We start from the raw sequence: 25,488 nt of genomic DNA on the forward strand, positions 1-25,488 counted from the left end.
TCGAGTCCCGACCCGGGGACGACGTCGAGCGGATGCCGATCGGCGTGCCTGCGGCGCAGACCGTCGTTGACGTGGTCGGCCCCGACGCCGCCTCCTTCGGGGCCTAGCTGGGGGGCTTGTGTCTCGCGGGGCTGGGGGTGGGCGCGGACCACTTGGGCGACCCCCCGCTCAGCGCCGAGGTCTTCGTCGAGCGCGAGGGTATGCGGTGGTACCGCACCGGTGACCGGGTGCAGCGGCGACCGGACGGCCGGCTGGACTTCCTCGGCCGGCTGGACGAGCAGGTCACGATCCGGGGTCACCGGGTCGAGCCTGGTGAGGTCGAGGCGGTCCTGGGGCAGCACCCCGCGGTCGAGTCGGTCGCGGTCACGGCCGACGCCACCGGCCCGGCCGGAGCGTCGCCAGCGCTCACCGCCTGGGTGCAGTTGCGGGCCACCTCCGACGAGGTGGCCACGGTCGGGGTCGAGGAACTGCGGGCCCACCTGGCGCGACGGCTGCCCGACTACCTTTGCCCCGCCCGGATCCAGCTGGTGGACACACTGCCGCTGACGGCCTCCGGAAAGGTCGACCGGACCGGTCTGCGCGCGACGGCGATCGGCATACCTGGGCGGGGTGCCACCCGCCGTTCGGGCACGCCTCCGGCCACCGACACCGAGCTGCTGGTGGCCTCGGTCTGGGAGCCGCTGCTGGGGGTCGACCCGGTCATGCGGGAGGACGACTTCTTCGCCCTCGGCGGGGACTCGATCGGGGTGCTGGAGGTGTTCACCCGGCTCGAGCCGCAACGTCCGCGGCTGCCCGCGCCGACCGTGCTCTACCGGCACCGCACCCTCGCCGCCCTGTCCCAGGTCATCGACAGCGTCGCGGAGGCCGGCACCCCCGCGCCGACCTGGGCGACGCCCGAAGCGGGCGCCCCCTTCCCGTTGTCCGCGGCCCAGCGGGGCTTCCTGCTGGCCGACGCGATGGCGCCCGGCGCGAGCGGCGGCTGGCTGGCGGGCCTTCGGCTGACCGGACCCCTCGAGCCGGGCCTGTTCCAGGACGCCGTCGACGCCCTCGTGCGACGTCACCTGATGCTGCGGGTCGTGGTGGCCGCCGGCGAGCGACCGCCGACGCAGCGGGAGGTGTCCGGCGAGGCCAGGCTGCCGGTCGAGTATGCGGTGGTCGCCGCCGAGGACCTGCCCGGGCGGCTGGCGGTCGAGCGGGATCGAGGATTCGACGTCTCGGGCTGGCCGCTGGTGCGGCTGCAGCTGCTGCGCCTGAGCGCCGAGGAGCACGTGCTGGTCGTGCACGCGCACCACCTGATCGGCGACGGATACAGCGTGGTCGTCCTCGCGCAGGACCTGATGGCGCTCTACGACCAGATCGTGGACGCTGCACCGGACGGGCTGCCGTCGTTGCGGAGCACCTTCGCCGACTACGTGGCGCTCACGGAGGGAGCAGGTCCCGGTGCCGCGAGTCACCCGCCGGGCGGGCCGGGTCCGAACGGAGACCGACCATCGACGAGGTCGACCACCCCGTATGCCGCGCCCGACCTGCGGGCGGGCAGCGGCGATTCCGACAGCGAGCTGGATGAGGCGCGCACCGAGCGGTTGCTGCTGAGTGAGCCGGTGACCAGGGCCCTGCACAGGCTGGCGGAGCGGGAGGGGACGACGCGCTACGTCCCGTTCCTGACGGCATACCATCGCGCGCTGGCCCGGCTGACCGGTCAGGACGACCTGCTGATCGGGGTCGCGATCACCGGCCGGGACCACCCGCTGACGGACATCGGGCGGCTGGTCGGTCCGCTGGCCACGCTGCTGCCGGTCCGCTTGCGCCCGGCCGGCCAGGCTGCGAGCGTCCGGACGCGCGACGTGGCGGTCAGGGTCGCGGACGCCCGGGCCGAGGGTGCCTCGCTGGCCCGACTCGCCCGCCAGGACCGGGAGGGTGGGGCCGGCCCGGCGGCGGGAGCGCAGCTCGTCTTCAGCTACCTCGAATTCGACGCGCTGGGCGGGCTGGGGGGACGGACGCTGCAGGTGACGTGGGACGAGGCCGGCAGCGACCTGCAGCCTCCCCGGATCGGCACGGACCTGGTCCTCACCGTGCGCCCGGTCGCGCAGGGGACGCACCTGACGCTGCGGGCACCGGCGGGCAGTTTGGACACGGCGGCGTTGCGCGGGTTCGCCGGGCACCTCCGGCGCGAGCTCGAACGTCTCGCTGATGTCGAGCCGACGAGACGAAGCGGCCCGGGGGAGGCCCCACCGTTCGCGCTGGACGCTGCCCTCGTCGGCTACCTACCGGACTCAGCACAGGTGGCTCGGCTCGCCGGCATCCGTCCGGATGCCGGGCTGCGCGAGACGATCCGGGGCCGGCTGTTCCCCGGACGGCATCCGCAGCTGCTGGAGGTCGTGTCGACACGGCTCGGCCGTTCGGGATTCGTCTGCCTGCCGCTGTTCGCCGACGAGCTCGCGGCGCGGGGTGCCGACGGCTTGGGGAGCGACGTGGTGGAGGCGATCGAACTGGCCACCGCACGCGGGGCGACTGGCGTCTCGCTGGCAGGCATGATCCCGGCGTACACGGCATACGGCTACGACATCACCCGGGCGTGGGGTGCCGAGCACGCCCTGGTGACCACCGGTCACGCGACGACGGCGGCGTCGATGGTGCGGACCACCCTGGCCGCGCTGGCCGCCACCGGCCGTGACCTGGGGGAGGCCAGGCTGGCGTGCGTCGGGCTCGGGTCCATCGGCCGGACCTCCCTTGAGCTGCTCCTGGCGGTCGAAGGGGCACCGCGGCGCCTGGTGCTGTGCGACGTGCCGGCCCGGTCCCGGCAGCTGCACGAGCTGGTCGCGACCCTGCGCGAGCGGGGGATGGCCGAGCGTGAGGTCGAGGTCTGCACCTCCGCCTCGGCCCTGCCGGACCAGGTGTATGCGTGCGACCTGGTGCTCACGGCGGTGAGCGGCGGAGGTGCGAGCCTGCTCGACGTCGACGCGCTGCGCCCCGGCACGGTCGTGGTCGACGACTCCTTCCCACCCTGTCTGGACATCGAGGCCGCGCACCGGCGGATGGGGAAGTCGGGGGATGTGCTGGTCGCCGGGGGCGGACTGCTGGACTGCGGACCGGTGCAGCAGACACCTGCGGTGAATCTCGACGGCCTGGGATATCTCGACCGGGTGCTCGGACTGCGGCTGCCCCGGGCCATCGCGTCGTGCCAGCTGGAGTCGCTGCTGCGCCTGGCGCGCCCCGACCTGCCAGCGGTGCGCGGCCTCGTCGACCTCCCGCTGGCCCTGGCCTACCACGAGGCGCTGCGGACGGAGGGCGTCGAGGCGGCCGCTTTGCACCTGGGAACCCGGCCGACGCCGTCGCGGGTCATGCCGGGTTGCGGACCGGTGGACGTCGACGGCTGAGGGCTCAGCCTGCTGCCAGCCCGGTCCGGCAGGATGTGCCGGTGGGCGACGTGGTGGCTGAGATCTGGGACCGCGTCACCACGACCCAGCCTGCGCCGGCGCCCCTTGTCGGCCTGGCCCTGGCGGTGGTGGCGCTGCTGCTGGTCGCCCAGCCCACGACATACCGTTGGATCCGGCACGGCGTGACCGTCGTGCACGAGGCTGGGCACGCCCTCGTGGCGGTGCTGGTGGGGCGGCGGCTGACCGGCATCCGGCTGCACTCCGACACCTCCGGGCTCACCGTCTCGCGCGGCCGCCCGCGCGGCCCGGGCATGGTCGCCACCTTGCTCGCGGGCTATCCCGCTCCCGCGCTGGTGGGGCTGCTGGGCGCCTGGCTGCTCGGCCAGGGGTATGCCGTCGCGCTGCTCTGGGCGCTGGTGCTGCTGGCCGCGGTGATGGTGCTGTTCGTTCGCAACCTCTACGGCTTGTGGGTGCTGCTGGTTCTCGGCGTGGGGGTCGCGGCGGCGAGCTGGTGGCTGCCCGAGGCGATGCTGGTCTGGCTGGCGTATGTCGTCGTGTGGACGTTGCTGCTGGCCGCACCCCGGTCGGTGGTGGAGCTGGCCCGGCTGGGTCGGCGCGCTCGCGGCTCGGACGTCGGGCAGCTTGCCGCGCTGACACGGATGCCCACGGCGCTGTGGACCGGCGTCTTCCTGCTGGTCACCCTGGCCGCGTTGCTGCTCGGCGGGTTACTTCTCCTGGGGCGCTGACCCGCTTCGCGCCGGTCAGCCGTCGAGCCCGAGGATGGCGGCGACCCTGGTCGTCACCGTGTCGAGGGAGACGTCGGTGTCGATCTCGACGGCGGGGAGTGCGAGCGGGTGCACCGAGGTCCGGAGCCGAACGGTGAACATCGCGTCCCGCTCGAGCAGGTTGGCCAGCGCACGATCCGGGTCGCTGGTCCGCTCAGCGATCTCCCACAACGAGCCGCGGGCCACCAGCGCCATGCGACGCAGCCGCGGGCTCGGCAGCAGCCAGGCGGCACGGCCAGGATGGGCGAGCGGCTGCACGAAGTGGGGGAGCAGGCGGAAACCCTCGACGATGATCGGGGTCGGTGGGAGGGCGAGGAGGTCCTCCACGATGAGACCGAAGGCCTCCCCGCGGTACCAGTGGAACGTCTCGAGCATGACCTCCGGGGATCGGTCGCACCAGCGCTGGTCCATGCTCATCGCCAGGAACTCGGCCAGCCGCGGGCTGTCCTGCACCGAGGTCCGCCGTGCGTGCCCGGCCATCGCCTCATCAGCGGAGTAGACCTGCAGACCGTGCTCGACGGCCAGTCGAGCGGCGACCGTCGACTTGCCCGCGCCCGACCCGCCACCCAGCCAGCGCACCTGCCCCAGGCGCTCACGGAGGTCATCGCCGTCGAAGGTCATCATGCTCATCCTCGTCGATAACCGGCTGCACCCGGCCGCGGCACCGTGCGAGGGTCACCCGGTGAGAATGCATGACGACCAGGTCGACATCGACGTCGCGGACGTGCGGCGAGCGGTGGTCTCGGTCCGGCCCAAGTGTGCGGACGCCGAAGTGCGGCCGGTGTCCTCGGGCGGCACGGTCGTCGCGCTGTTCCGGGTCGGGCAGGACCTGGCCGCGCGGTTCCCGCTCGTGCCGGACCCCGGAGAGGCCCGCCGGGCCGAGCTGTCGGCCGAGCAGACGCAGGTATGTCGTGTCGCGCCGCGCGTCTCCCTCACCGTTCCCGAGCCGGTGGCCGTGTGCGAGCCGGTCCGCGGCTACGGCGGTCTCGCTGAGACGGACGACTGGGTGCGCCACTCGATCCGCCGTAGCGCGCACCCGGTGGACCCTGCCGCCGTGACGCGGGCGTGGGAGGAGACGCTGGGCGCGGCTCGATTAGCGGGCCGGCGGTCACCATCCACCGTGACCTGATGCCCGGCAACCTGCTGGACCGGGCGACGCGGCAGGTATGGCGTGCCGACCTGGAGCCCGACGACGACACCTGGGAGCGCGGTCGTGGCTGGGCGCTCGAGCAGGCAGTGGGCGCGCTGCACTACTACGAGCACACCAACGCGCACATGTTCACCGCCGCCCACCGGACCCTGCGCGAGCTGCTGTCCGGCGACTGAGCGGCGCCGGGGCACGGCGGACCCTTCGCCGGGGTCGGCTGGATCGTGCATGTGCGGAGTCTGGCCGGTGGGGTCCTGTATACCGGGGCGGCTGGATCGTGCACGTGCGCACTCTGGCCGCTCAGCCAAGGGGAAGCGTCAGAGAATGAAGCGGAACAGCGGGCTGTCCGGCGGGATCTGCTCCACCTGCATCGACGACGCGTCCATCCGCTCCAGCAGCGGCGCCAAATCGGTCGGCGAGCCGAGCTCGATGCCCACCAGCGCCGGCCCGGTCTCGCGGCTGCTGCGCTTGACGTACTCGAACAGCGCGATGTCGTCGTCCGGGCCCAGCACCTCATCGAGGAAGCGACGCAGCGCCCCTGGCTCCTGCGGGAAGTCGACCAGGAAGTAGTGCTTGCGCCCCTCGTGCACCAGCGCCCGCTCCATCACCTCCGGATAGCGCAGCATGTCGTTGTTGCCACCGGACAGGATCGCCACGACGCGCTGGCCGGGCTCGATGCCGATCCTGTCGAGCACGGCCGGCGCCAGCGCACCGGCAGGCTCGGCCACGATGCCCTCGGTCTGGTAGAGCGCGATCATCTCCGCGCAGACCCTGCCCTCGTCCACGCTGATCACCTCGGCACCGGAGTCGCGGACCAGCGGGTAGGTCGCCCGACCCACTCGACGCACGGCCGCCCCGTCGACGAACGGGTCGACGTGCGGCAGCATCACCGGCCCTCCCGCCTGCAGCGCCGCCTGCATGCTCGCGGCTCCGGCCGGCTCCACACCGACGAGGCGCACCTCGGGGTGCCGCTCCTGCAGGTATGCCGAGGCCCCGGCCAGCAGTCCGCCGCCCCCGACGGGCACGACGACCACGTCGGGGACCCCCGCCAGGTCCTCGACGATCTCCCGCACCATGGTGCCCTGCCCGGCGATGGTCCTGGGGTGGTCGAAGGGTGGGACGAGGGTCGATCCGGTGGTGTCCGCGTGGTCCGCGGCCGCTCCCGCAGCCGCGTCGTAGCTGTCGCCGCTGACCACCACGTCGACGAAGACCCCGCCGAGGGCGGCCACCCGGTCCCGCTTCTGTCGGGGGGTGGTGCGCGGCAGGTAGATCCGGGCGTGCACGCCGAGCTGGGCGCAGGCGGAGGCCACTCCTTGGGCGTGGTTGCCAGCGCTGGCGCAGACGACCCCGGCGTCCTGCTCGGCCGCTGAGAGCTGGGCGATGAAGTTGGTGGCTCCCCGGTTCTTGTAGGACCGCACACTCTGCAGGTCCTCGCGCTTGAGCCAGACCTGGGCGTCGGTGGCCCGGGAGAGCCGCTCGCTGGGGGTGATCGGCGTGCGGGTGACTCGCCCCGCCAGCCGCTCGGCGGCGGCGTCGACGTCGGCAGCGGTCACCTGCGCGAGCTCGGTCGTCATACCGACCAGCGTGACATATCTGCCGTGGCGTCAAGAACGGCCCACGGGTCCGCGGATCTTGTGGCGGTGCCGGCTGGCTCACTAGTGGCTCCTCCTGCACACTCCTGGCGTGTGCGCGCAGGCCATCAGTGTGCGCGAGCCGCTATGAGTGGCGGCGGCGGAAGCGGCCCATCTGCTGGGCACCGCCGTCGACGCTGCGGCAGGATGGGCGACTGAACGCGTCATCGAGGAGCAAGGAGGCTCACCGCCATGACTGAGTCAGTGACCGAGCAGTTCCGGGCCGCCCGCGACCGGCTGCTGGAGCTGCGTGAGGACGCGCAGGCTGCCCGCGAGGAGTTCGTGTGGCCGCGGTTCGAGCACTTCAACTTCGCGCAGGACCGGTTCGACGACATCGCTGCGGGACCTCGCCGTGACCAGGCTGCGCTGTGGATCGTGGACGAGGGCGGCGCCGAGCAGCAGTACTCCTTTGCCGAGATGTCCCGTCGCTCCCACCAGGTCGCCGTCTGGCTGGCCGACCTCGGGGTGGCCGCATCGAGCGGGGGCACGCCCGGCACGTCGTGGTCAGCGCCGGCGACGTCGACAAGTTCGACGACGTGCCCGGCTCCTACACCCGGGTGGCCGTGGCCGGCGGCACCGGCCGTGCCGAGGAGGCAGCGCTGCCGCAGGGCTGGCACGACTACCGCGACTCGACACAGGCGGCGGAGCAGTTCACCAACGAAGGGCCGACCGGGGCCGATGAGACGCTGCTGCTCTATTTCACCTCCGGCACCACATCCAAGCCCAAGCTGGTCGAGCACTCGCACACCTCATACCCCGTCGGTCACCTGTCCACGATGTACTGGATCGGCCTGGAGCCCGGCGATGTGCACCTCAACATCGCTTCGCCGGGCTGGGCCAAGCACGCCTGGTCCAACGTGTTCGCGCCGTGGATCGCCGAGGCGACGATCTTCATCTACAACGCGCCCCGGTTCGACGCCGCCAAGCTCCTCGCCGCGATGGAGCGGTGCGGCGTCACCTCGTTCTGCGCTCCGCCGACCGTATGGCGGATGCTCATCCAGTCCGATCTGGCCTCGCTGAGCAGTCCGCCGGCCAAGGTGGTCGGTGCGGGGGAGCCGCTCAACCCCGAGGTCATCGCCCAGGTCGAGAAGGCGTGGGGCCTGCGGATCCGGGACGGCTTCGGACGGACCGAGACGACCGTCATGATCGCCAACCCGCCGGGTCAGCAGGTCACCCCCGGGGCCATGGGTGCTCCGATGCCGGGCTACCCGGTGGTCCTGCTCGACCAGGCCACCGGGCAGGTGCTGGAGGGCGCCGGTGCCGAGGGGGAGATCTGCATCGATCTGGCCGACCGGCCGGTAGGGCTGATGACCGGCTACCACGGCGACCCGGAGCGGCAGGAGGAAGCGATGCGCGGCGGGTACTACCACACCGGCGACGTCGCGGTCCGTGACGAGCAGGGCTACCTGGCCTATGTCGGGCGCTCCGACGACGTCTTCAAGGCCTCGGACTACCGGATCTCGCCGTTCGAGCTGGAGAGCGCGCTGATCGAGCATCCGTCCGTGGCCGAGGCGGCAGTGGTCCCCTCCCCGGACCCGCTGCGCCTCGCCGTGCCCAAGGCGTATGTCGTGCTGGTCCCCGGCGTCGAGCCCGGTCCCGACGTCGCCCGCTCGATCTTCGCGCACAGTCGCAGCCAGCTGGCCGCATACAAGCGGGTCCGGCGCCTGGAGTTCGCCGAGCTGCCCAAGACGATCAGCGGCAAGATCCGCCGTGTCGAGCTGCGCGGCTCCGACGCGAAGCGCCATCCGGAGGGGCCGGAGCATGCCGACGGTGAGTTCTGGGAGGACGACTTCCCGGAGCTGCGTCGCTGAGCGAGCTCGGCGACTGCATACCAGCGCTCAGCCGAACAGGATCGCGGCCTCGTCGTAGCGGTGCCGCGGCACCACCTTGAGCTCGCTGGTGGCCTGGTGCAGCGGCACGGCGCGGATGTCGATCCCCGACAGCGCCACCATCGTGCCCCAGGTGCGGTTGCTCACCGTGTCCACGGCGGCGGCACCGAAGCGGGTGGCCAGCACCCGGTCGAAGGCGGTGGGCACCCCACCCCGTTGTAGGTGCCCCAGCACCGTGGAGCGGGTCTCGATGCTGGTGCGCTCCTGCAGGTCCAGGGCCATCTGGTCACCGATGCCACCGAGGCGCGGCCTGCCGAACGCATCCAGCCCGCGGGTCGCGACGACCTCCTCGTGGCCGGTGGGCCGGAAGCCCTCGGCGACCACGACCACCGGTGCGCGGCCTCGGGCCTGGGCGCTGAGCACCCACCCGGTGATCTCCTCCATGCTCACCTGCACCTCGGGGACCAGGATGACGTGGGCCCCGGAGGCCAGCCCGGCGTGCAGCGCGATCCATCCCACGTGCCGTCCCATCACCTCCACCACCATGCAGCGGTGGTGGCTCTCCCCGGTGGTGCGCAGCCGGTCGATGGACTTGGTGGCGATGGCGACCGCGGTGTCGAAGCCGAAGGTGTAGTCGGTGGCGGACAGGTCGTTGTCGATCGTCTTCGGCACCCCGACGACGTTGATGCCCTCCTCGTGCAGCAGGCGGGCCACCGTGAGCGTGCCTTCGCCACCGACGGCGATCAGGGCGTCCATGCCGTGGCGGTCCATCACCTCCTTGACCCGCTCGGACCCTCCGTGGTCGAACGGGCTGGTGCGGGAGGTGTGCAGGATGCTGCCCCCCTGTCGGGAGAGCCCCCGCACGTCGTGCCGCGACAACGGGTGGAGGTCGTCGTCCACCAGGCCCCGCCAACCGTCACGGATGCCGAAGAAGGTGTGCCCGTAGATCCGGTCACCCTTCATCACCGCACCGCGGATGACGGCGTTGAGACCTGGACAGTCCCCGCCACTGGTCAAGATGCCTATTTTCACAGGGGACAGTCTGTAGGGTCCGGGCAGGGCAGGACCAAGGCGACGCACGTCGTCCGTGCAGGTGACCTACCCGAATCTTGACACCCGGGATAGAGTCGTGAACTTGGCCTGAGCATTTCCTGACCCAAGATTGAGGCACGCTTACCGTGATGTCATCCGTGCTTGCCCGCCGCCGAGGCATCGGTGCGGTGTTTGCTGCGGTCGTGACGCTGAGCGCGACGACTGCTGCCGGCGCCGGCAGCACGTCACCGTCGAGGTCCGTGGGCGGCGACCGGGTCGCGACGGGAAACCTCGACACCGCTGGGGTCGGCGCGCAACGGGTGGACCGCAGCAGCGTCATCGTGCAGCTGGGCGCTGCGCCACTGGCGACCTCGCGCGCCGTGGCCCGGGGCGGGGACGGCCGGGTCGACCTGGGGGACCAGCGCACCCGCAGCGCACGGGCCGCCCTGGTGCGGCAGCGCAACGAGCTGCGGTCCTGGCTGCGTGACAACGCGCCCGAGGCGGAGGTCACCGGCGTCTACGACTATGCGCTGAACGCCGTCGCCATCGAGCTCAACGGGGTCGGCATCGCGACCCTGCGTGCCGCGCCCGGGGTGCTGCAGGTTCACTACCAGAGCGTCTACGAGCCCACTGCGCACGACGACCCCGACCTGGCCCTGATCGAGGCGGCGGCCGGGTGGGGTGCGGTCGGCGCCTCCGACCAGGACGCCGACCCGAGCAGCTGGGCCGGCGCCGGTGTGCGAGTCGGCGTCATCGACAGCGGCATCGACGTCACCCACCCCTGCTTCGACGACACGGCCTACCCCGACCAGGACCAGAGCGGGGATCGCGACCTGACCAACGACAAGGTGGTCGTCGCCGAGGTCCACAACAACAAGGCGGTCAACCAGGGACTGACCGCAGCTGCCGTGGACTCCCACGGCACCCACGTCGCCGGCACCATCGCCTGCAACCTGCACACCTCGGCTCAGGTCAGCGGGGCTGCGATCGACTACGACCCCAGCGGGGTGGCACCCGGGGCCCTGCTGGGCAACTACAACGTCTTCCCGGGTGAGGTCGCCAGTGCCCGCAGCGAGGACATCCTCGACGCGCTGCAGGCCGCCGCGGACGACGACATGGACGTCATCAACATGTCCCTGGGCGGCGACGCCTCGGGTGCCCAGGATCTGCTCACCCGGGCTGTCGACAACCTCGACCGGGCCGGCATCGTGGTCGCGGTCTCGGCCGGCAACGACGGCCCCGGTGCGGGCACCGTGGGCTCCCCGGGGTCGGCGCAGCGGGCGCTCACTGCCGGTGCCTCCACGGTCGGCCACTACGTCGGAGTGCCCATCGAGGGGGTCGCGGGCCGGGTGGCCGTGGCCGCGACCGGCGAGTTCGCGGTGCCGGAGGAGGACCTGACCGCACCGCTCGGGGTGGTCGCCGACGGGGCCGGGCTGGGCACCGCCTGCACGGCGCTGCCCGCCGACTCATTGGCGGGCCACACTGCGCTGATCTCGCGGGGTGGGTGCACGTTCGGCACCAAGGTCGATGCGGCGCAGCGGGCCGGCGCCGTGGCCGTCGTCATCGTCAACAGCGTCCCGGGCGACCCGATCGCGATGGCCGTCGACCCTGCATACAGCACGACGATCCCCGCGGTCATGGCCCCGCTGGGCACGCGCGCCGAGCTGATGGCGCTCGACGGTGAGGACGTCACGGTCGGCGCCGAGCAGGCCTACCTGCGCTCGGGCAACGACAACATCCTGGCCAGCTTCTCCAGCTGGGGGCCCACCGATGTGAGCTACGCGGTCAAGCCGGACGTGGTGGCCCCAGGGGTCAACGTGCTGTCGTCCTTCCCGAGCCAGTACTGCGGCGACGGTGCCCCCAGCTGCTGGGCCTTCCTGTCCGGCACCTCGATGGCGGCACCGCACCTGGCGGGCATGGCCGCGGTCGTACGGCAGGCCCACCCCGGCTGGGAGGCCTGGATGGTGCGCTCGGCGATCATCAACACTGCCGACCGCGACGCGGTGACCGAGACGGCCAACCCCACGTCGGCCGACACCGACGTGCAGCACGTCGGCTCCGGCCTGGCCGACCTCGAGGGGTCCGTGACGGCGCAGGTGGCGCTGAGCAGCCCGAGCGTCTCGTTCGGCGCGGTTCCCTCCGGCAGCGGTGCGCTGCGCTCGCAGACGGTGAGCGTGACCAACCTGACCGGCTCCGAGCTCGTGCTGCCGGCGCAGGTGCAGGACCAGGGGGGCGAGGGCGACTTCGCCGTGACCCCGTCGTCGCTGACCCTCCCTGCCGGCGGGCAGGCGGACCTGCGCATCACCTTCGTCGCCGGCAAGGGAGCAGCCAAGGGGCCCACCCAGGCCATCCTGGTCCTGGGCGACGATGCGCTCGCGCACGCCGCACTGTTCGCACACCTGAAGTAGCAGCCGTCGCGCCGGCATCCGCCCGAGCACGTAGCATCAGCGCAGCCGACCGAAGGGGCTGTCATGACTGCGACCGACGACCGGGCCGGTGAGGAGCACCAGGGCGCCCCCAGGGGGCGCCGGCAGAGCGCCAACCAGGAGGTCGACGAGGAGGTCCAGGGCTCCTTCGGGGCGACCGTGGAGGAGGGCCGCGAGCGACTGCACCGCTCACAGCGGGTGCTGTTCACCACCGGGCTGCTGGGCGGCATCGAGATCGGCTTCGGCGTGCTGGCCTACTTGGTCGTGCTGCACGAGACCGACAGTCACCTGCTGGGAGCGTTGGCCTTCTCGATCGGTTTCGTGGCGCTCTACCTGGCCCACTCCGAGCTGTTCACCGAAGGCTTCTTCTACCCCATCATGGCGATCTTCGCGGGGCGCGGGACCGTGCTGCAGCTCATGCGCTTGTGGGGGTTCACCCTGGTCACCAACCTGCTGGGCGGCTGGCTGCTGATGTGGCTGGTGGTGACCGCGATGCCTGAGCTGCACGGCACGATCACCGAGGAGGCGCTGCACTACGTCGAGTCGCCGCTGGGCTGGAAGTCGGTCTGCTTGGCGCTGCTGGGTGGCGGAGCGATCACCCTGATGACCAGGATGCAGTCCGGGAGCTCCAGCGACGCGGCCACGCTGGCGGCCTCTGTCGCCGGCGCGGTGCTGCTGATCGGGGTCGGGCTGTTCCACTCCATCCTGGACTCGGTGATCATCTTCGGCGCACTGCACATCGGCGCCGAGGGCGTCAGCTACCTGGGGTGGCTGCAGTGGTTCTGGTATGTCGCACTGGCCAACGTGGTCGGTGGGCTGCTGCTGGTGACGTTGCCGCGGCTGCTGCGCACCAGCCAGCTCAAGGACTGACCCACCGACCGTTGTGCGCGCCACTGAGGCCTGCGCAGGCCGCGTCCGCGCGCACATCGGTCAGCGGGTCCGGCGGCCGGCGCCGCGCAGCAGCAGACGCAGCTGCGCCCGCCGCTCGGCGGCCAGGGTCCGCCGCGCCCCCTGGGCCCATGTCTGCTCGAAGAGTCGTTTGGCCTCGGCCAGCGAGTGCGGCGAGCGGGTCGCCACCTCCTGCGCCCAGGCCAGCGCGGCGGCATACGGGTCATCCACGCACTCTCCGGCGAGTCCGAGCCGCACCGCCTCGGGCCCCTCGATGGTGGCGGCCTCAAACGTGAGTCGCTTGGCCTGTTCGATGCCGACCAGCTGCGAGAGTGCCTGCACCCCGCCCATGTCGGGCACCAGCCCCCACCGGCCCTCCATGACCGACCAACAGGCAGTGGGGGAGGTCCAGCGCAGGTCGGCGCCCAGGGCCAGCTGCAGCCCGCCGCCGTAGCAGTGACCGTGCACTGCGGCCAGCACCGGCGCGGGCACCCGCCGCCAGCCCCAGCACGCCTCCTGGAACACGTTGGTCCCCCGTAGCGGTTGCGGCACGAAGGCCCGGGCCAGGCCGACCCGCTCCGGGAGCACCGAGGGGATGTCCAGCCCACTGCAGAAGGACGGCCCGGAGCCGGTCAGCACGACCGCCCGCAGACGCGGCTCGCGGCGCAGGCTCGCCGAGGTCCGGGTGAGTGCACGCAGCATGTCCAAGGTCAGCGCGTTGTGCTTGTCCGGCCGCTCCAGACGCACCACCGCAAGCCCGTCGTCGACGGTGCAGCTCACCTGGTCGGACATCGCCTCACTCTACGGACGACGGTGGCCCCGGGCCGCTAGGCTGTGCCGCAGCCCGACCCCGATGTCTGCCGTCCCGTCCCAGGAGCTGCCCTCGTGACCACTGCCACCCTCGCCCGTCGGCCCGTGCTGGCCGATCGCTTCGTCTCCCGCTCGCTGACCACGGATGCCACGCTCGTGCTCACCGGGGCCGTGCTCGTGGGGCTGCTCGCGCAGGTCAGCGTGCCGTTGTGGCCGGTGCCCGTCACCGGCCAGACTCTTGGTGTGCTGCTCGTCGGTGGCAGCCTCGGTATGCGGCGGGGGGCGCTGTCCATGCTCGCCTACCTGGTTGTCGGGGTCGCGGGCGTGCCGTGGTTCTCCGAGCGAAGCGGTGGCCTGACCGCCCTCGCTGCACCTTCGTTCGGCTACATCATCGGCTTCGTCTTCGCTGCTGCCACGATCGGCTGGCTCGCCGAGCGGCAGTGGGACCGCCGGCCGCTGCTGTCCCTGGCCGGGTTCGGGTTGGCGAGCCTGCTGCCCTTCGTCTTCGGCCTGCCCTACCTGGCCGTCGTCCTCGGGCTCACGGACGTGCAGACCATCCTGGGCTACGGCTTCTACCCCTTCATCCTCGGCGGCCTCGTCAAGTGGGCGATCGCCGCGGTGCTCTTCCCCACGGTGTGGCGCGGGGTGCGCAAGCTGGACCAGGCCAGCGACCGCGGCTGAGTCGCCGGCCGGCTCAGCCGGGTGCTGACGCCTGCCCGGTCAGCTCCTCCAGCCGCTGCACGGCCCGCTCGTATGCGGTCTGCGCGGCTTCGGACCGACGCTGCGCCTGGGTGAGCAGTCGGTCGGCCTGCGCGACCTCCTCGCGACAACGGGCACGCTGGCGCTCGGCTTCCTCGATGCCTGCCCGCGCCGCGGCCACGTCGGCCTCGCTGACGGCAGGCTCGCGATCCACCTTCTGCTCCGGCTTCGGTTCGGTGGCGTCGTCCGACCTCCCGCCGTCCAACCGCGTGAGCAGCACGCCGGTGCTGGTGCGGGCCACGGCGTCGGAGACGTCCACCTCGCCGAAGCCGCTGTAGCTCAGCGCCCGGGTCAGCACCCCGGAGCAGAGCGCTTCCTGGGCCTTCTCGTCAGCCAGGGCGGCGATGACCGTGTCGCGCAGCTGCGTCTGCAGCGCCGCGGTCTGCCCTTCACCCAGCTCCTGAGCCGCCAGCACCCAGGCTTCGATGAGGGCGTCGCGCTGCCCACGCAGAGCTGCCAGCTCCCGGGCGTCCAGGGCAGACTGAGCCTGACGCAGCCGGGAGCCCAGCAACACCAGGTCGGCCACGACGGGATGCGCGGCGTGCACGACCCGGTTGAGGGTGTCGGCCGCGGCCGTGGGCTTGCGCAGAGCCGAGACCGCGTCGGCCCCGTCGCGGTCCCCTGACTTCCTGACCCTCCGATCCAACGCGGTCCGGCGAGCCACGAACTCCGCTGGGGGTCCGGCATACAGCGCCTGCACCTGCCCGGCCCAGGTCTCCGCCTCGTCCACCTCTGCAGACTAGAGGCTGGGGAATAGGCGCCAGTCTTTCGATCCCCGTAGTATCGGATCCGTGAGCAGAATCGCCTCGGTGATCACCTGCGCTCGGACCGCCTGGATGGTCGCCCTCGTCACCTTCTTGCTGGCCCTCGCGGTGGCCGGTGCGCTGCCCGAGGGGGAGCGCGACCCCTCCCCGCTGGACGCGCTGCCTGCCGGCTACGACAGCACCGAGGGCACCGCCCTGCTCTCGGAGCTGCCTGAGGACGAGTCGTCCAGTGCGATCGTGCTCTACACCAGCGACGGGGGCATCGAGGCCGAGCTGCCGGCGCTGCAGCAGCTGTCCCAGCAGGTGGCTCCCGACACCGGCGGCCAGGGTCCGCCGGTGCAGGTGGTGTCAGCCCAGGACGGCACCGCGGCCATCGCCGTGCTGGCGGTGCCCGCGGTGACCGCGACCGAGACCGCCGACCAGGTCGGCGAGCTGCGCGACTCGCTCGGCGAGGGCGTGCCCGACGGGGTCACGGCCCAGGTCACCGGCCCGGCTGCCATCCAGGCCGACCTCGCTGCGGTCTTCGACGGTGCCAACGTCACCCTGCTGATCACCACCGCCTCGGTCGTCGCGGTGCTGCTGCTGGTGACCTACCGCAGCCCGATCCTGTGGATCATCCCGCTGGCGGTCGTCGGTCTCGGCGACCGGGTCGCCGGGATCGGCGCCACCAACGTGCTCGAGCTGACCGGCGTGCCCTTCGACGAGTCGACCGTCGGCATCCTGTCGGTGCTGGTCTTCGGCGCCGGCACCGACTACTCCCTGCTGCTCATCTCGCGCTACCGGGACGAGCTGAAGAACCACGCGAGTCGGCACGAGGCCATGCTGCTGGCCCTGCGGCGCACGGCCGAGGCCGTCTTCGCCAGCTCCTCGACGGTCTTCCTCGGTCTGCTGACCCTGCTGCTGTCGGTGGTCCCGAGCACTCGGGGGCTAGGCCTGGCCTGTGCGGTCGGCATCGTCGTTGCTGCGACGTTCGCGCTGGTGCTGCTGCCTGCCGTGCTGGTGATCTTCGGCCGCTGGGTGTTCTGGCCGTTGATCCCCCGCCTGGGACAGCCTGCGCTGGCGGACGGCCGGTCGATCTGGCGTCGAGTCGGCAACGCCGTCGAGAAGCGACCCCCCGCCTTCATCATCGGCACCCTCGCAGTGCTGGCCGTGATGTGCCTGGGCGTCTTCCGGATCGACCTGGGACTGAGCACCTCCGAGCAGTTCCTCGAGGAGCCCGAGGCGATCACCGCAGCCAACCGGCTCGCTGATTCCTTCCCCGCCGGGAGCACGGACCCCACGGTGGTGGTCACCCGCTCCACGGACCAGGGCGAGCTGGCTGCGATCGAGGAGGCTGCCCTGAGTGTCGACAGCGTCGATGAGGTGCGGCAGAGCGGCCAGGCAGCAGGGATCACCACGTTCGACGTCGTGCTGAGCCCGGAGCCCGGCAGCAGCGACGCGGTCCAGGCCATCGGTGGCCTGCGGGGGGAGCTGGAGGGCGCGGCACCGCCGGAGACGCACGTCACCGGCACGGAGGCCGAGACCGCCGACATCGACGACGGCGCCGCTCGGGACCGGCAGGTCATCTTCCCGCTGATCCTCGGGTTGGTGCTGGTGGCGCTCATCGGCCTGCTGCGCTCGGTCGTCGCTCCGATCCTGCTCATCACCACGGTGGCCTTCACCTACGTGTGTGCCCTCGGTGTCTCGTGGTGGCTGTTCACGGGGGTGTTCGGCTTCTCCGCGCTCGATGCCGGCGTCCCGCTGCTGGCGTTCATCTTCCTGGTGGCGCTCGGCGTCGACTACAACATCTTCCTGGTCACCCGGGCCCTGGAGGAGGCCCGCACCGTCGGGTCGCGCACCGGGATGCTGCGAGCCCTGGCCGCCACCGGTGGGGTCATCACCAGCGCCGGGATCCTGCTGGCCGCGGTGTTCGCCGCCCTCGGGGTGCTGCCGCTCGTGGTGCTGGCCCAGCTCGGTGTGGTGATCTTCGTCGGGGTGCTGATCGACACGCTGATCGTGCGCACGGTGCTGGTGCCGGCCATCGGCGTGACGATGGGCGACGCGTTCTGGTGGCCTCGGTCGGTCCGGCCGCCCAAGCACGGTGCCGAGACGATCGAGGCCAGGATCAAAGACCCGGATGATGAGCTCGTGCATGTGGGCTGACGCCGTGGAGGGCCAACACCAGCACCGCGACGACCGCTGCGGCGACCCCGGTCACCAGCGACTCCGGCTCGTCGGTGACCCGGCCGACGGTGATCCACGCCAACCCCCATCCCATCGCCGCGGCCACGGCATACCGCCCGCCGAGCCGCCGGGCGAAGACCAGGCCGAGCGCGGCCACGACGGCCAGCACGAGCACCGCGGCGACGTCGCTGACCACCGGTCCCGGCTCGACCCCGTCGGCGACCAGGGCCGCGGTGACGTTGGCGCAGGTCGCCACCGCCACCCAGCCCAGGTAGAGACCGAAGGTGCCGTCGAGGACGACCCGGTCCAGCAGGCCCTCGGTGCCCAGCATGGTCAGTCGTCGCAGCAGCACCCCGAGCACCAGGGCGAGCGCGAAGATCACCCCCACGCTCAGCCAGATCCAGCCCTGCTGGGTGACCAGCAGCCACGGGGCGTTGAGCACCATCGACGCGGCGGCGAGCCAGCCGACGCGTCGGTGCACCTCCCGGGTGGTCTGGCTGGGCAGCCACTGCCAGGCCGTGTAGGCGGCCAGGCCCAGATAGATCACCGACCAGATCGAGAACGCCGGGCCGGCCGGCGGTGCGCGGTGCCGGCATCTTTCGTCCTCCGTCGACGTTATGCGCAGCAGACCCTACCGCGCCTCGCCACCATCCTCTCAAGGGCCGCTTCGCGGCATACGACCAGCACCGACCGACCGGAAGGACGCCGCATGACTGCCCTCCCTCGCCCCGTCAGCACCGTCACCCAGACCATGCGTGAGCAGGTTCAACGCGCCAGTGGAGGTCTGCAGCTGCGCGTCGGCCAGGCACTGCGCGACAAGGTCGCCGGTGACGATGCGGTCGAGCGGGCGCAGCGCATCTGGGGAGCCGAGGGGGAGCGGTGGTTCACGCCGCAGGACCCGGTATGGCGTGTGCACGCCGACGCCGCGATGTTCCCGGCCGGGGTGACGGCCCTGCTGCAGCAGATGCTGCACCCGCTGGCGATGGCCGGGGTGGCCGGGCACAGTGGCTACAAGGGCGACATGTGGGGCCGGCTGCAGCGGACCAGCGACTACCTGGCCAGCACCTCCTTCGGCACGATCGAGCAGGCCGAGCTGACGATCGGCAAGGTCCGCTCGATCCACGAGCGGGTGCGCGGCAAGGACCACAAGGGGCGGCCCTACCGGGCCAGCGACCCGCACCTGTTGATGTGGGTGCACATCGCCGAGATCGACTCGTTCCTGCGGGGGTTCCAGGCCTACGCCAAGGCGCCGCTGACCGAGCAGGAGGCCGACACCTACGTCGCCCAGGCGGGGGTCTCGGCGAAGGTGCTCGGGGTGCTCGACCCGCCCACCACGGTTGCGGAGCTGCAGGAGCGGCTGGCGTCCTACCGGCCTGAGCTGGAGACGACGCCCGCTGCCATCGAGGCGGCCCGGTTCCTGCTGCTGAGCCCGCCGCTGCCGTGGGCGGCCCGGCCCGGCTACGGCGCGCTCGCGGCCGGTGGCGTGGCCCTGCTGCCCGACTGGTCGCGCCAGATGCTCGGCCTGCCCGTGCCCGAGGTCGTGGCCCGATGGGTGGCGCACCCGCTCGGGCACGTCGGGACGGCCACGGTGCGGTGGGCCATGGCGGGGCTGGAGCAGCGCCGCAGCACACCCGTCTCTCCGCAGGCGGGTGCACCGCATACCGAACGGGCCTCGTAGGACACTGGGGGCATGACGGTCACCGACAACTGCGACGCCCCCAGCACCTGCGACGTCCTGGTGGTCGGCGCCGGGCTGGCCGGCCTGATGTGCGCGCGCACCCTGCAGCGCGCCGGGCTGCATGTGCAGGTGTGGGAGGCAGCCGACCACGTCGGGGGGCGGATCCGCACCGACGAGGTCGACGGCTTCTTGATGGACCGGGGCTTCCAGGTGCTCAACCCGGCCTACCCGGCCGTGCAGCAGCACGTGGACGTGGGGGCGCTGGGTCTGCAGACGTTCGGCTCGGGTGCTGGTGTGCGGCGGGACGACCGGTTTGCGGTGCTGGCCGATCCGCGGCGTGAGCCCGGCCACCTCGCCGACGTGCTGCGCAGCGGCTACCTCGACCCCGCGCAGCTGGCGGCGCTGGCCCGGTGGGCCGGCCCCGCGCTGGGTCCGCCGGGTCGGTTGAAGCACGGCCCCGACACCTCCTGGGGTGCCGGCCTGGATGCTGCCGGGCTCAGCGGACCGCTACGTGCGGTCGTCGAGTCCTTCGTCGCCGGGGTGGTGTTGGAGGACGAGGGCAGCACCTCCCAGGACTTCGTCCGGCTGCAGCTGCGGATGTTCGCGCTCGGTGCTCCCGGCCTGCCACGGGAGGGTATGCAGGCGCTGCCGGAGCAGCTGGCGGCCGGCCTCGTGCACCCGGTGCGCACCAGGGTGCGGGTGCACGCGATCGAGCAGGGTCGATCGGGCGCCACGGTGCGCGCCGACGGTCTCACGGGGACCGCTCGCCTGGTGGTGGTGGCCACGGGGGCCCGGGTGGCGCAGGACCTGGTCGGGGTGCCGGCCCCGGCGATGAAAGGTGTCGTGACCGACTGGTTCACCATGCCCGTCGCGCCGGACGCACCGCCGATGCTGGTCGTGGAAGGCCGGGGCGCCACATCGGGCCCGGTCAAGAACGCCGCGGTCGTCACGGCCGCTGCCCCTTCCTACGCCCCGCCGGGACGGCACCTGGTGCAGGCCTCGGCCCTGATCCGCGACGGAGCGGGTGGGATCCCCAGCGTCGAGCAGGTGCGACGGCATACCGGAGAGCTCTACGGCGTGGACACCGGGGACTGGGAGCTGGTGCACCGGCACGAGGTGCCCGAGGCGCTGCCGGCCCAGGCACCCCCGCTGCGCACCAGGCGCCCGATGCAGGCCGGCGACTCGGTGGTGGTCTGCGGCGACCACATGGACACCGCGTCGATCCAGGGCGCCCTGGTCAGCGGACACCGCGCCGCAGCAGGCCACCTCCACCGAACCTGCTAGGGAGACTGCGCTCCCACCACGGGGGTTCTGCGCAGGTCAGGCGGGTTGGCGGGCCTCGGCAGCCGAGGCCAGCCCACGATGCATGGCGGCGAAGGCCGCGGTGTGGGCGGGCCACATCGCGCCCCAGTAGCCCAGGCCGAGCAGCCCGGACGGCGTGAACCGGGCGGTCTGGGTCAGCTGGGTCGTGCCCACCTCGTCACCCGGCTCCACGGTGAGGATCAGGATCGCCTCACCCGGCAGGCGCATCCGCGAGCGCAACATCACCTCGTCGAAGCCCGTGCGGTGCTTGACATGCTCGACCACCCAGCTGTCCACCTGCATCCCGGGCTGCAACGGACCCGAATCGCGGTGGATCGGGTGGCCCCGACCACCGACCGCCCGGTCCAGCAGCCCCCGCGTCCGCCAGAAGATGTCGGGGACGTGCCAGCCGTGCTCGCCGCCGAGCTGCTCCACCTCGGCCCAGACCTGGTCCGCCGTGGTGTCCACGACCCCGACGTGCCGGTCGTGGAAGACCGTTGCACCGGCCCACTCCGGGTCGGGAGCGCTGATCCGGGCCGGCAAATCCGGATCCACCTCACCGCGCAGCGCCCGGGCCTGCGGACCCTCCTGCGCCTCGGTCACCGCCTCGTCGAAGCCGACGAACCCACCGTCGGGGTCCGGGACGAACTCGGCGATGTCGTGCTCCTTGCAGATCACCTCGTGGATCAGCGACCCGACCAGGGGCTTGGCGATGCTGGCCGGCACCGGGGTCACCAGGCCCACCCAGTGGCTGGCCAGACCCGGTGTCATCACCGGCACCGTGCGGACCCGGCGCTGCACCAGGTGCGAGCTCGCGGCATACCGGCCGATCATCTCCCGGTAGGTCAGCACCTCCTCGCCCCCGATGTCGAAGCCGCGGTTGACCTCCGGTGGCAGGTCGCCGACACTCACGAGGTAGCGCACGACGTCGTCGATGGCGATCGGCTGGATCCGGGTCTGCAACCAGCGCGGGGCGATCATCACCGGCAGCCGCTCGGTCAGGTGGCGCAACATCTCGAAGGAGGCGGACCCGGCGCCGAGGATGACGGCAGCGCGCAGCACTGCTGTCGGGACCGGGGAGGCCAGGAAGGTGTCCTCGACCTCCTTGCGTGACCCGAGGTGCTTGGACAGCTCCTCGTCGGGCGGGTAGAGGCCGCTGAGGTAGACGATCCGGCCGACCGACCGGCTTGCGGCGACCTCGGCGAAGTGCTTGGCCATCGACCGGTCCCGCTCGACGAAGTCGCCCCCGCCGTCCATCGAGTGGATCAGGTAGTAGGCGACGTCGACGCCCTCCAGCGCGGCCCCGAGCTGCTCGCTGTCGTCGGCGCTGCCCTGCGCGACCTCGACCTGCTCACCCCAGGACCGTGGCTTGACCTTGGCGCCGTCGCGGGTCAGCACCCGCACGGTCCAGCCCTCCCGCAGCAGAGCGGGGACCAGCCGGGATCCGATGTATCCGGTGGCACCGGTGACCAGGGCACGTCGGGCGTTCATGGGGTCTCCTTCGGGAGAGTGGATGCTCGCACCAGGATCGCTCACTCCATCGGGGTGAGCGCGGCCAGCAGCGGAGGCAGCAGGAACAGCAGGGACAGCGACCACGTCAGATGGGTGACGATCGGGCCGAGCACCCCGCCGGTGACCCGGCGCTGCAGCCCGACCAGGGTTCCCAGCACCCCGGCGGCGAAGACCAGCATCAGGTTGAGCGTGGCCACCGTGGCCAGGGCGTAGAGAACGGTGGAGATCTGCACCGGGTATGTGCGCCCGATCGCCGCGAACACCGCGCCGCGGAAGAACAGCTCCTCGGCCACGCCGTTGATGAACGTGATCCCGGCCACCATGGGCAACGACGCGAAACGGGCATAGTCCAGCACGTCGTTGACCGGGTCCCGCAAGAAGGCGAACTGGGCCACCACCACCGCTCCGGCGCAGAAGATGCCGACCGCGAGGGCGCCCAACGCGAGCGACTGGATGATCGGCCGAGCGTGCCGGTCCCCGCTGCGGGTGTGTGCCCACCCCAGGTGCAGCGGGCCCGAGACGAACGCCCCGATGGTCCACACCAGGGCGAGCACCACGGTGGAGACGTAGAAGGCGGTCGAGCCCGGCTCCCGGGTCAACCCGAAGCCGAGCACGAACGAACCCACGACCAGGGTGACCCCCGCGACGACCCGGCGGCGCACGAACTGCCGGTCGCTCTGGTGATGGTCCCGGGGCACCGGCTCCACCAGCGCCGCGCGCAGGAAGCGGTACAGCTCCCTGGGGGTGCGGGGCTGGGTGTCAGTGCCGGCCATCGGCCCGGCCGGTTGTCAGGGTCATCCCACCCGAGCCACCTCAGCGGGCGGCGTCGGCCGCCTGCGTCTCGGACTGCGCGCCCTGGTTGGCCAGCTGCCCGCCCATGTCCTCCAGGTGGGCTCGCACGAACCACTGGAACTTCTCCAGCTCGGCGGTCTGGCCGATGATCATGTCCTCGGTGACGGGCTCGATCTCACCGAACTTCGCGATCGCCTTGCGGTTGTCCTCGATGACCCCGACGTAGACCAGGTCGAGTGCGCCCAGGTGGGCCTGCACCGTGTCGCGCCCGATCGAGTAGTCGTCCCAGGAGCGGTCGGAGATGATCGCGCCGGGGGTGCCCTTGGGCGAGCCACCCAGGGTCGCGATCCGCTCGGCCACCTGGTCGGCATACCCGCGGACGAGCTCGACCTGCGGGTCGATCATCTCGTGCACCCCGATGAAGTTGGGGCCGACGACGTTCCAGTGCACGTGCTTGAGGGTCAGGTGCAGGTCGTTGTAGGCGGACAGCCGCTGCTGCAGGGTCGCGATCACGTCCTGTCCCTGCTCGTCGCTGAGACCGGGGACGGTGTACGACACGCTCATGAGGCTCCTTCACTAAGTGTAGTTTCTAGGTCACGACGGTACCGCGCCGCCGACACCGGCGCCCGCGGGGGTCCGCGGTGGAATCGTAGCGAGGCGATGGAGGCACGATGAGCGGCCCGGTCCGGCTGGTCTATCCGCACCAGCTCTTCGTCGAGCACCTGGCTGCGCCTGAGGGCACCAGCTTCGTGCTGGTCGAGGACGACCTGCACTTCCGGCAGCTCGCCTTCCACGCTCAGAAGCTGGTGCTGCACCAGGCCTCGATGCGCCGCTTCGCCGACCGCCTGCGCGACGCCGGCCGGGAGGTGCACGTGGTGGAGACCGATCCCGACAGCCCGAGTATGCAGCGGCTCGCGGAGGTGCTGCGTGACCTCGCCCCGGACCGGGTGGGCTACTACGACGTGGTCGACGACTGGCTGCAGCGGCGCACCCAGGAGGTGCTCGACGATCTCGGCCTCGCCGGCAGTGCCGAGGTGCTGGAGTCGCCCAACTTCCTGACCACGCGAGCGCAGATCGAGCAGTGGTTCGGCGCCAACACCGCGCGGATGCAGCACTTCTACGCCTGGCAGCGCCAGCGCCTGGACATCCTGGTCGACGGCGACCAACCGGTAGGCGGGCAGTGGTCCTTCGACCCCGACAACCGCAAGAAGCTGCCGAAGGGCCACCCGGTGCGGGACGTGGAGCCGGTGCCTCGGCATACCGCTGTCACCGAGGCCATCACCTGGGTGGCGCGGGCCTTCCCCGACGCCCCCGGCGATGCCGAGACCTTCGCCTGGCCCACCTCGCACGAGGAGGCGGCCACGGCATACGAGGAGTTCCTGGAGCACCGCTTCGCCGAGTTCGGCCCCTACGAGGACGCGATCAGCCGCGAGCACCCCTACCTGTTCCACGCCCTGCTCACCCCCGGGCTCAACATCGGCCTCCTCGAGCCGGCGTATGTCGTGAGCCGGGCCCTGCGGGCGGCCGACGAGCAGGATGTCGGGCTGGCCTCGCTGGAGGGGTTCGTGCGGCAGGTGATCGGCTGGCGGGAGTACATGCGGGCGACCTACCACCTGTGGGGAGGGCGGATGCGCACCGCCAACCGGCTGCAGCACACTCGGTCGCTGAGCCCCGGCTGGTGGAGCGGGGAGACCGGTCTGGACCCCGTCGACCTGGTCATCGCCCGGGTGCTGGAGCACGGCTACGCCCACCACATCGAGCGGCTGATGGTGCTGGGCAACGCGATGTGCCTGTTGCGCATCGACCCCACCGAGGTCTACGAGTGGTTCATGGAGATGTTTGTCGACGCCTACGACTGGGTGATGGTGCCCAACGTCTACGCGATGAGCCAGTTCGCGGCCGGTGAGGCGATCACCACCAAGCCCTACGTCTCGGGGTCCAACTACCTGAGGAAGATGTCGGACCTCACCAGCGGGGAGTGGACGAAGGACTGGGACGGACTGTACTGGGCCTTCGTGGCCGACCACCGGGAGGTTCTCGAGGCGGGCTACCGCTCCCGGATGATGACCCGGCTGTGGGACGGCTTCGAGGAGGACAAGCAGCAGCAGCACCGCGACCGCGCCGGCCGATGGCTGCAGTGAGCGACCGGGTGCCCGGCTGGCTGCGCGAGGAGCTCGTGTCGTTCGTGCTGTTCGCGGTGTGGCTGGTCTACCTGACGGCCGCGGCGATCGTGCTGGTCATGGCCGTGGACGGGCGGTTCTCCGATCGGGCGCAGGCCATGCTGGTGGTCGGCTTCGGGCTGCTGGCGCCCGTGGTGGGGTGGGTGGTGGTGCTGCACGTCGAGCGAGTCGCGGGTCCGCAGTCCGGCGGGGTCTGGGGGTTGCGCCGCCACCTGGCGGCGGCGATCCGGTGGCCGGCACGGCGTCGCGCCCGGGTGCGCGAGGCGGCGCTGGCGGTGGGCAGTGTGGGGTTGTTCTGGACGGTCTGGGCCGGCTCGCTGCTCGCCGCGCTCGTGGTGCCCGTCGCCGTGTGGACCCTGATCCTGGTGCGCCGGCCGCCGCAGCGGCGATGAGCGGGCCGTAGCGCAGACCTC

The 25,488-nt window shown here is 71.8% G+C and carries 21 protein-coding genes and 1 pseudogene; 13 read left to right on the forward strand and 9 right to left on the reverse strand.

Features of this window, described 5'->3' with window-relative positions; all coding sequences use genetic code 11:
• The first annotated feature begins 152 nt into the window (after positions 1-152).
• Positions 153-3,377 carry a condensation domain-containing protein gene (locus ACR2FV_RS15030; protein ID WP_434016512.1) on the forward strand — a complete coding sequence of 1,075 codons (3,225 nt, stop codon included), beginning with the start codon at positions 153-155 and terminating at the stop codon, positions 3,375-3,377.
• A 41-nt stretch (positions 3,378-3,418) separates the two neighbouring features.
• Complete coding sequence (locus tag ACR2FV_RS15035) at positions 3,419-4,123, forward strand: M50 family metallopeptidase (protein WP_434016513.1); 705 nt, start codon at positions 3,419-3,421, stop codon at positions 4,121-4,123.
• Between the two features lie 15 nt (positions 4,124-4,138).
• Here the strand turns inward: ACR2FV_RS15035 and ACR2FV_RS15040 are convergent, their stop codons facing one another.
• Positions 4,139-4,783: a hypothetical protein gene (locus ACR2FV_RS15040; RefSeq protein WP_434016514.1), complete on the reverse strand. Its 645-nt coding sequence runs from the start codon at positions 4,781-4,783 to the stop codon at positions 4,139-4,141.
• A 61-nt stretch (positions 4,784-4,844) separates the two neighbouring features.
• On the opposite strand from ACR2FV_RS15040, the gene ACR2FV_RS15045 reads away from it, so the two are divergent.
• The gene (locus tag ACR2FV_RS15045) at positions 4,845-5,291 is read left to right on the forward strand and encodes a hypothetical protein (RefSeq protein ID WP_434016515.1); all 447 of its coding nucleotides are present in this window, start codon (positions 4,845-4,847) and stop codon (positions 5,289-5,291) included.
• On the forward strand, positions 5,291-5,488 hold the full coding sequence (locus ACR2FV_RS15050; RefSeq protein WP_434016516.1) for a hypothetical protein: 198 nt from the start codon (positions 5,291-5,293) through the stop codon (positions 5,486-5,488). The genes ACR2FV_RS15045 and ACR2FV_RS15050 overlap by 1 nt, the downstream gene beginning before the upstream one ends.
• 138 nt (positions 5,489-5,626) lie before the next feature.
• Here the strand turns inward: ACR2FV_RS15050 and ilvA are convergent, their stop codons facing one another.
• Entirely contained in the window at positions 5,627-6,883 is a 1,257-nt protein-coding gene (gene ilvA, locus ACR2FV_RS15055; RefSeq protein ID WP_434016517.1) for a threonine ammonia-lyase IlvA, read from the reverse strand.
• Between the two features lie 249 nt (positions 6,884-7,132).
• Between ilvA and ACR2FV_RS15060 the strand changes: the two are divergent.
• Positions 7,133-8,751 (forward strand): annotated as a pseudogene (locus ACR2FV_RS15060) (AMP-binding protein).
• Between the two features lie 27 nt (positions 8,752-8,778).
• On the opposite strand, the gene ACR2FV_RS15065 reads toward ACR2FV_RS15060, so the two are convergent.
• The gene (locus ACR2FV_RS15065) at positions 8,779-9,801 is read right to left on the reverse strand and encodes a 6-phosphofructokinase (protein WP_434016518.1); all 1,023 of its coding nucleotides are present in this window, start codon (positions 9,799-9,801) and stop codon (positions 8,779-8,781) included.
• Positions 9,802-9,950: 149 nt separating this feature from the next.
• On the opposite strand from ACR2FV_RS15065, the gene ACR2FV_RS15070 reads away from it, so the two are divergent.
• Positions 9,951-12,209: a S8 family serine peptidase gene (locus ACR2FV_RS15070; protein ID WP_434016519.1), complete on the forward strand. Its 2,259-nt coding sequence runs from the start codon at positions 9,951-9,953 to the stop codon at positions 12,207-12,209.
• 63 nt (positions 12,210-12,272) lie between these two features.
• Positions 12,273-13,097, forward strand: coding sequence for a formate/nitrite transporter family protein (locus tag ACR2FV_RS15075; protein ID WP_434016520.1), 825 nt, complete (start codon positions 12,273-12,275; stop codon positions 13,095-13,097).
• 60 nt (positions 13,098-13,157) lie between these two features.
• Here ACR2FV_RS15075 and ACR2FV_RS15080 read toward each other — a convergent pair whose 3' ends face one another.
• Complete coding sequence (locus ACR2FV_RS15080; protein ID WP_434016521.1) at positions 13,158-13,907, reverse strand: crotonase/enoyl-CoA hydratase family protein; 750 nt, start codon at positions 13,905-13,907, stop codon at positions 13,158-13,160.
• 93 nt (positions 13,908-14,000) lie between these two features.
• Here ACR2FV_RS15080 and ACR2FV_RS15085 point away from each other — a divergent pair, with 93 nt between their 5' ends.
• Entirely contained in the window at positions 14,001-14,606 is a 606-nt protein-coding gene (locus tag ACR2FV_RS15085) for a biotin transporter BioY (RefSeq protein ID WP_434016522.1), read from the forward strand.
• A 13-nt stretch (positions 14,607-14,619) separates the two neighbouring features.
• Here the strand turns inward: ACR2FV_RS15085 and ACR2FV_RS15090 are convergent, their stop codons facing one another.
• Positions 14,620-15,414, reverse strand: coding sequence for a hypothetical protein (locus ACR2FV_RS15090; protein ID WP_434016523.1), 795 nt, complete (start codon positions 15,412-15,414; stop codon positions 14,620-14,622).
• Between the two features lie 61 nt (positions 15,415-15,475).
• Here ACR2FV_RS15090 and ACR2FV_RS15095 point away from each other — a divergent pair, with 61 nt between their 5' ends.
• Positions 15,476-17,590 (forward strand): MMPL family transporter, encoded by a 2,115-nt coding sequence (locus ACR2FV_RS15095; protein WP_434016524.1) that lies wholly within the window; start codon positions 15,476-15,478, stop codon positions 17,588-17,590.
• On the opposite strand, the gene ACR2FV_RS15100 is transcribed toward ACR2FV_RS15095, so the two are convergent.
• Positions 17,553-18,158 (reverse strand): tryptophan-rich sensory protein, encoded by a 606-nt coding sequence (locus tag ACR2FV_RS15100; protein WP_434016525.1) that lies wholly within the window; start codon positions 18,156-18,158, stop codon positions 17,553-17,555. The genes ACR2FV_RS15095 and ACR2FV_RS15100 overlap by 38 nt on opposite strands.
• Before the next feature lie 204 nt (positions 18,159-18,362).
• Here ACR2FV_RS15100 and ACR2FV_RS15105 point away from each other — a divergent pair, with 204 nt between their 5' ends.
• Positions 18,363-19,289 (forward strand): oxygenase MpaB family protein, encoded by a 927-nt coding sequence (locus tag ACR2FV_RS15105; RefSeq protein WP_434016549.1) that lies wholly within the window; start codon positions 18,363-18,365, stop codon positions 19,287-19,289.
• Between the two features lie 12 nt (positions 19,290-19,301).
• A complete protein-coding gene (locus ACR2FV_RS15110; RefSeq protein ID WP_434016526.1) occupies positions 19,302-20,573 on the forward strand; it encodes an NAD(P)/FAD-dependent oxidoreductase in 1,272 nt (423 codons plus the stop codon).
• Positions 20,574-20,609: 36 nt separating this feature from the next.
• Here the strand turns inward: ACR2FV_RS15110 and ACR2FV_RS15115 are convergent, their stop codons facing one another.
• Genes ACR2FV_RS15115 through ACR2FV_RS15125 form a run of 3 tightly spaced genes read right to left on the reverse strand, consistent with a single transcriptional unit; the run spans position 20,610 to position 23,459 of the window.
• On the reverse strand, positions 20,610-22,082 hold the full coding sequence (locus ACR2FV_RS15115; RefSeq protein ID WP_434016527.1) for a DUF2867 domain-containing protein: 1,473 nt from the start codon (positions 22,080-22,082) through the stop codon (positions 20,610-20,612).
• Between the two features lie 41 nt (positions 22,083-22,123).
• Positions 22,124-22,876, reverse strand: a complete 753-nt coding sequence (locus ACR2FV_RS15120) for a lysostaphin resistance A-like protein (protein ID WP_434016528.1) — start codon at positions 22,874-22,876, stop codon at positions 22,124-22,126.
• A gap of 40 nt (positions 22,877-22,916) precedes the next feature.
• Positions 22,917-23,459 (reverse strand): Dps family protein, encoded by a 543-nt coding sequence (locus tag ACR2FV_RS15125; protein ID WP_434016529.1) that lies wholly within the window; start codon positions 23,457-23,459, stop codon positions 22,917-22,919.
• A gap of 107 nt (positions 23,460-23,566) precedes the next feature.
• Here ACR2FV_RS15125 and ACR2FV_RS15130 point away from each other — a divergent pair, with 107 nt between their 5' ends.
• A complete protein-coding gene (locus ACR2FV_RS15130) occupies positions 23,567-25,036 on the forward strand; it encodes a cryptochrome/photolyase family protein (RefSeq protein ID WP_434016530.1) in 1,470 nt (489 codons plus the stop codon).
• A complete protein-coding gene (locus tag ACR2FV_RS15135; protein WP_434016531.1) occupies positions 25,024-25,467 on the forward strand; it encodes a hypothetical protein in 444 nt (147 codons plus the stop codon). Before ACR2FV_RS15130 ends, ACR2FV_RS15135 begins: the two co-directional genes overlap by 13 nt.
• Positions 25,468-25,488 lie beyond the last annotated feature (21 nt).

This window comes from Ornithinimicrobium sp. (assembly GCF_051004135.1).
GTDB lineage: Bacteria > Actinomycetota > Actinomycetes > Actinomycetales > Dermatophilaceae > Ornithinicoccus.

Coding starts and splice junctions, on each gene's coding strand:
- ACR2FV_RS15040 (WP_434016514.1), bottom strand. CDS start 4,783: ATGACCTTCGACGGCGATGACCTCCGTGAGCGCCTGGGGCAGGTGCGC.
- ACR2FV_RS15050 (WP_434016516.1), top strand. CDS start 5,291: ATGCCCGGCAACCTGCTGGACCGGGCGACGCGGCAGGTATGGCGTGCC.
- ilvA (WP_434016517.1), bottom strand. CDS start 6,883: ATGACGACCGAGCTCGCGCAGGTGACCGCTGCCGACGTCGACGCCGCC.
- ACR2FV_RS15070 (WP_434016519.1), top strand. CDS start 9,951: ATGTCATCCGTGCTTGCCCGCCGCCGAGGCATCGGTGCGGTGTTTGCT.
- ACR2FV_RS15075 (WP_434016520.1), top strand. CDS start 12,273: ATGACTGCGACCGACGACCGGGCCGGTGAGGAGCACCAGGGCGCCCCC.
- ACR2FV_RS15080 (WP_434016521.1), bottom strand. CDS start 13,907: ATGTCCGACCAGGTGAGCTGCACCGTCGACGACGGGCTTGCGGTGGTG.
- ACR2FV_RS15105 (WP_434016549.1), top strand. CDS start 18,363: ATGCGTGAGCAGGTTCAACGCGCCAGTGGAGGTCTGCAGCTGCGCGTC.
- ACR2FV_RS15110 (WP_434016526.1), top strand. CDS start 19,302: ATGACGGTCACCGACAACTGCGACGCCCCCAGCACCTGCGACGTCCTG.
- ACR2FV_RS15115 (WP_434016527.1), bottom strand. CDS start 22,082: ATGAACGCCCGACGTGCCCTGGTCACCGGTGCCACCGGATACATCGGA.
- ACR2FV_RS15120 (WP_434016528.1), bottom strand. CDS start 22,876: ATGGCCGGCACTGACACCCAGCCCCGCACCCCCAGGGAGCTGTACCGC.
- ACR2FV_RS15125 (WP_434016529.1), bottom strand. CDS start 23,459: ATGAGCGTGTCGTACACCGTCCCCGGTCTCAGCGACGAGCAGGGACAG.
- ACR2FV_RS15130 (WP_434016530.1), top strand. CDS start 23,567: ATGAGCGGCCCGGTCCGGCTGGTCTATCCGCACCAGCTCTTCGTCGAG.
- ACR2FV_RS15135 (WP_434016531.1), top strand. CDS start 25,024: ATGGCTGCAGTGAGCGACCGGGTGCCCGGCTGGCTGCGCGAGGAGCTC.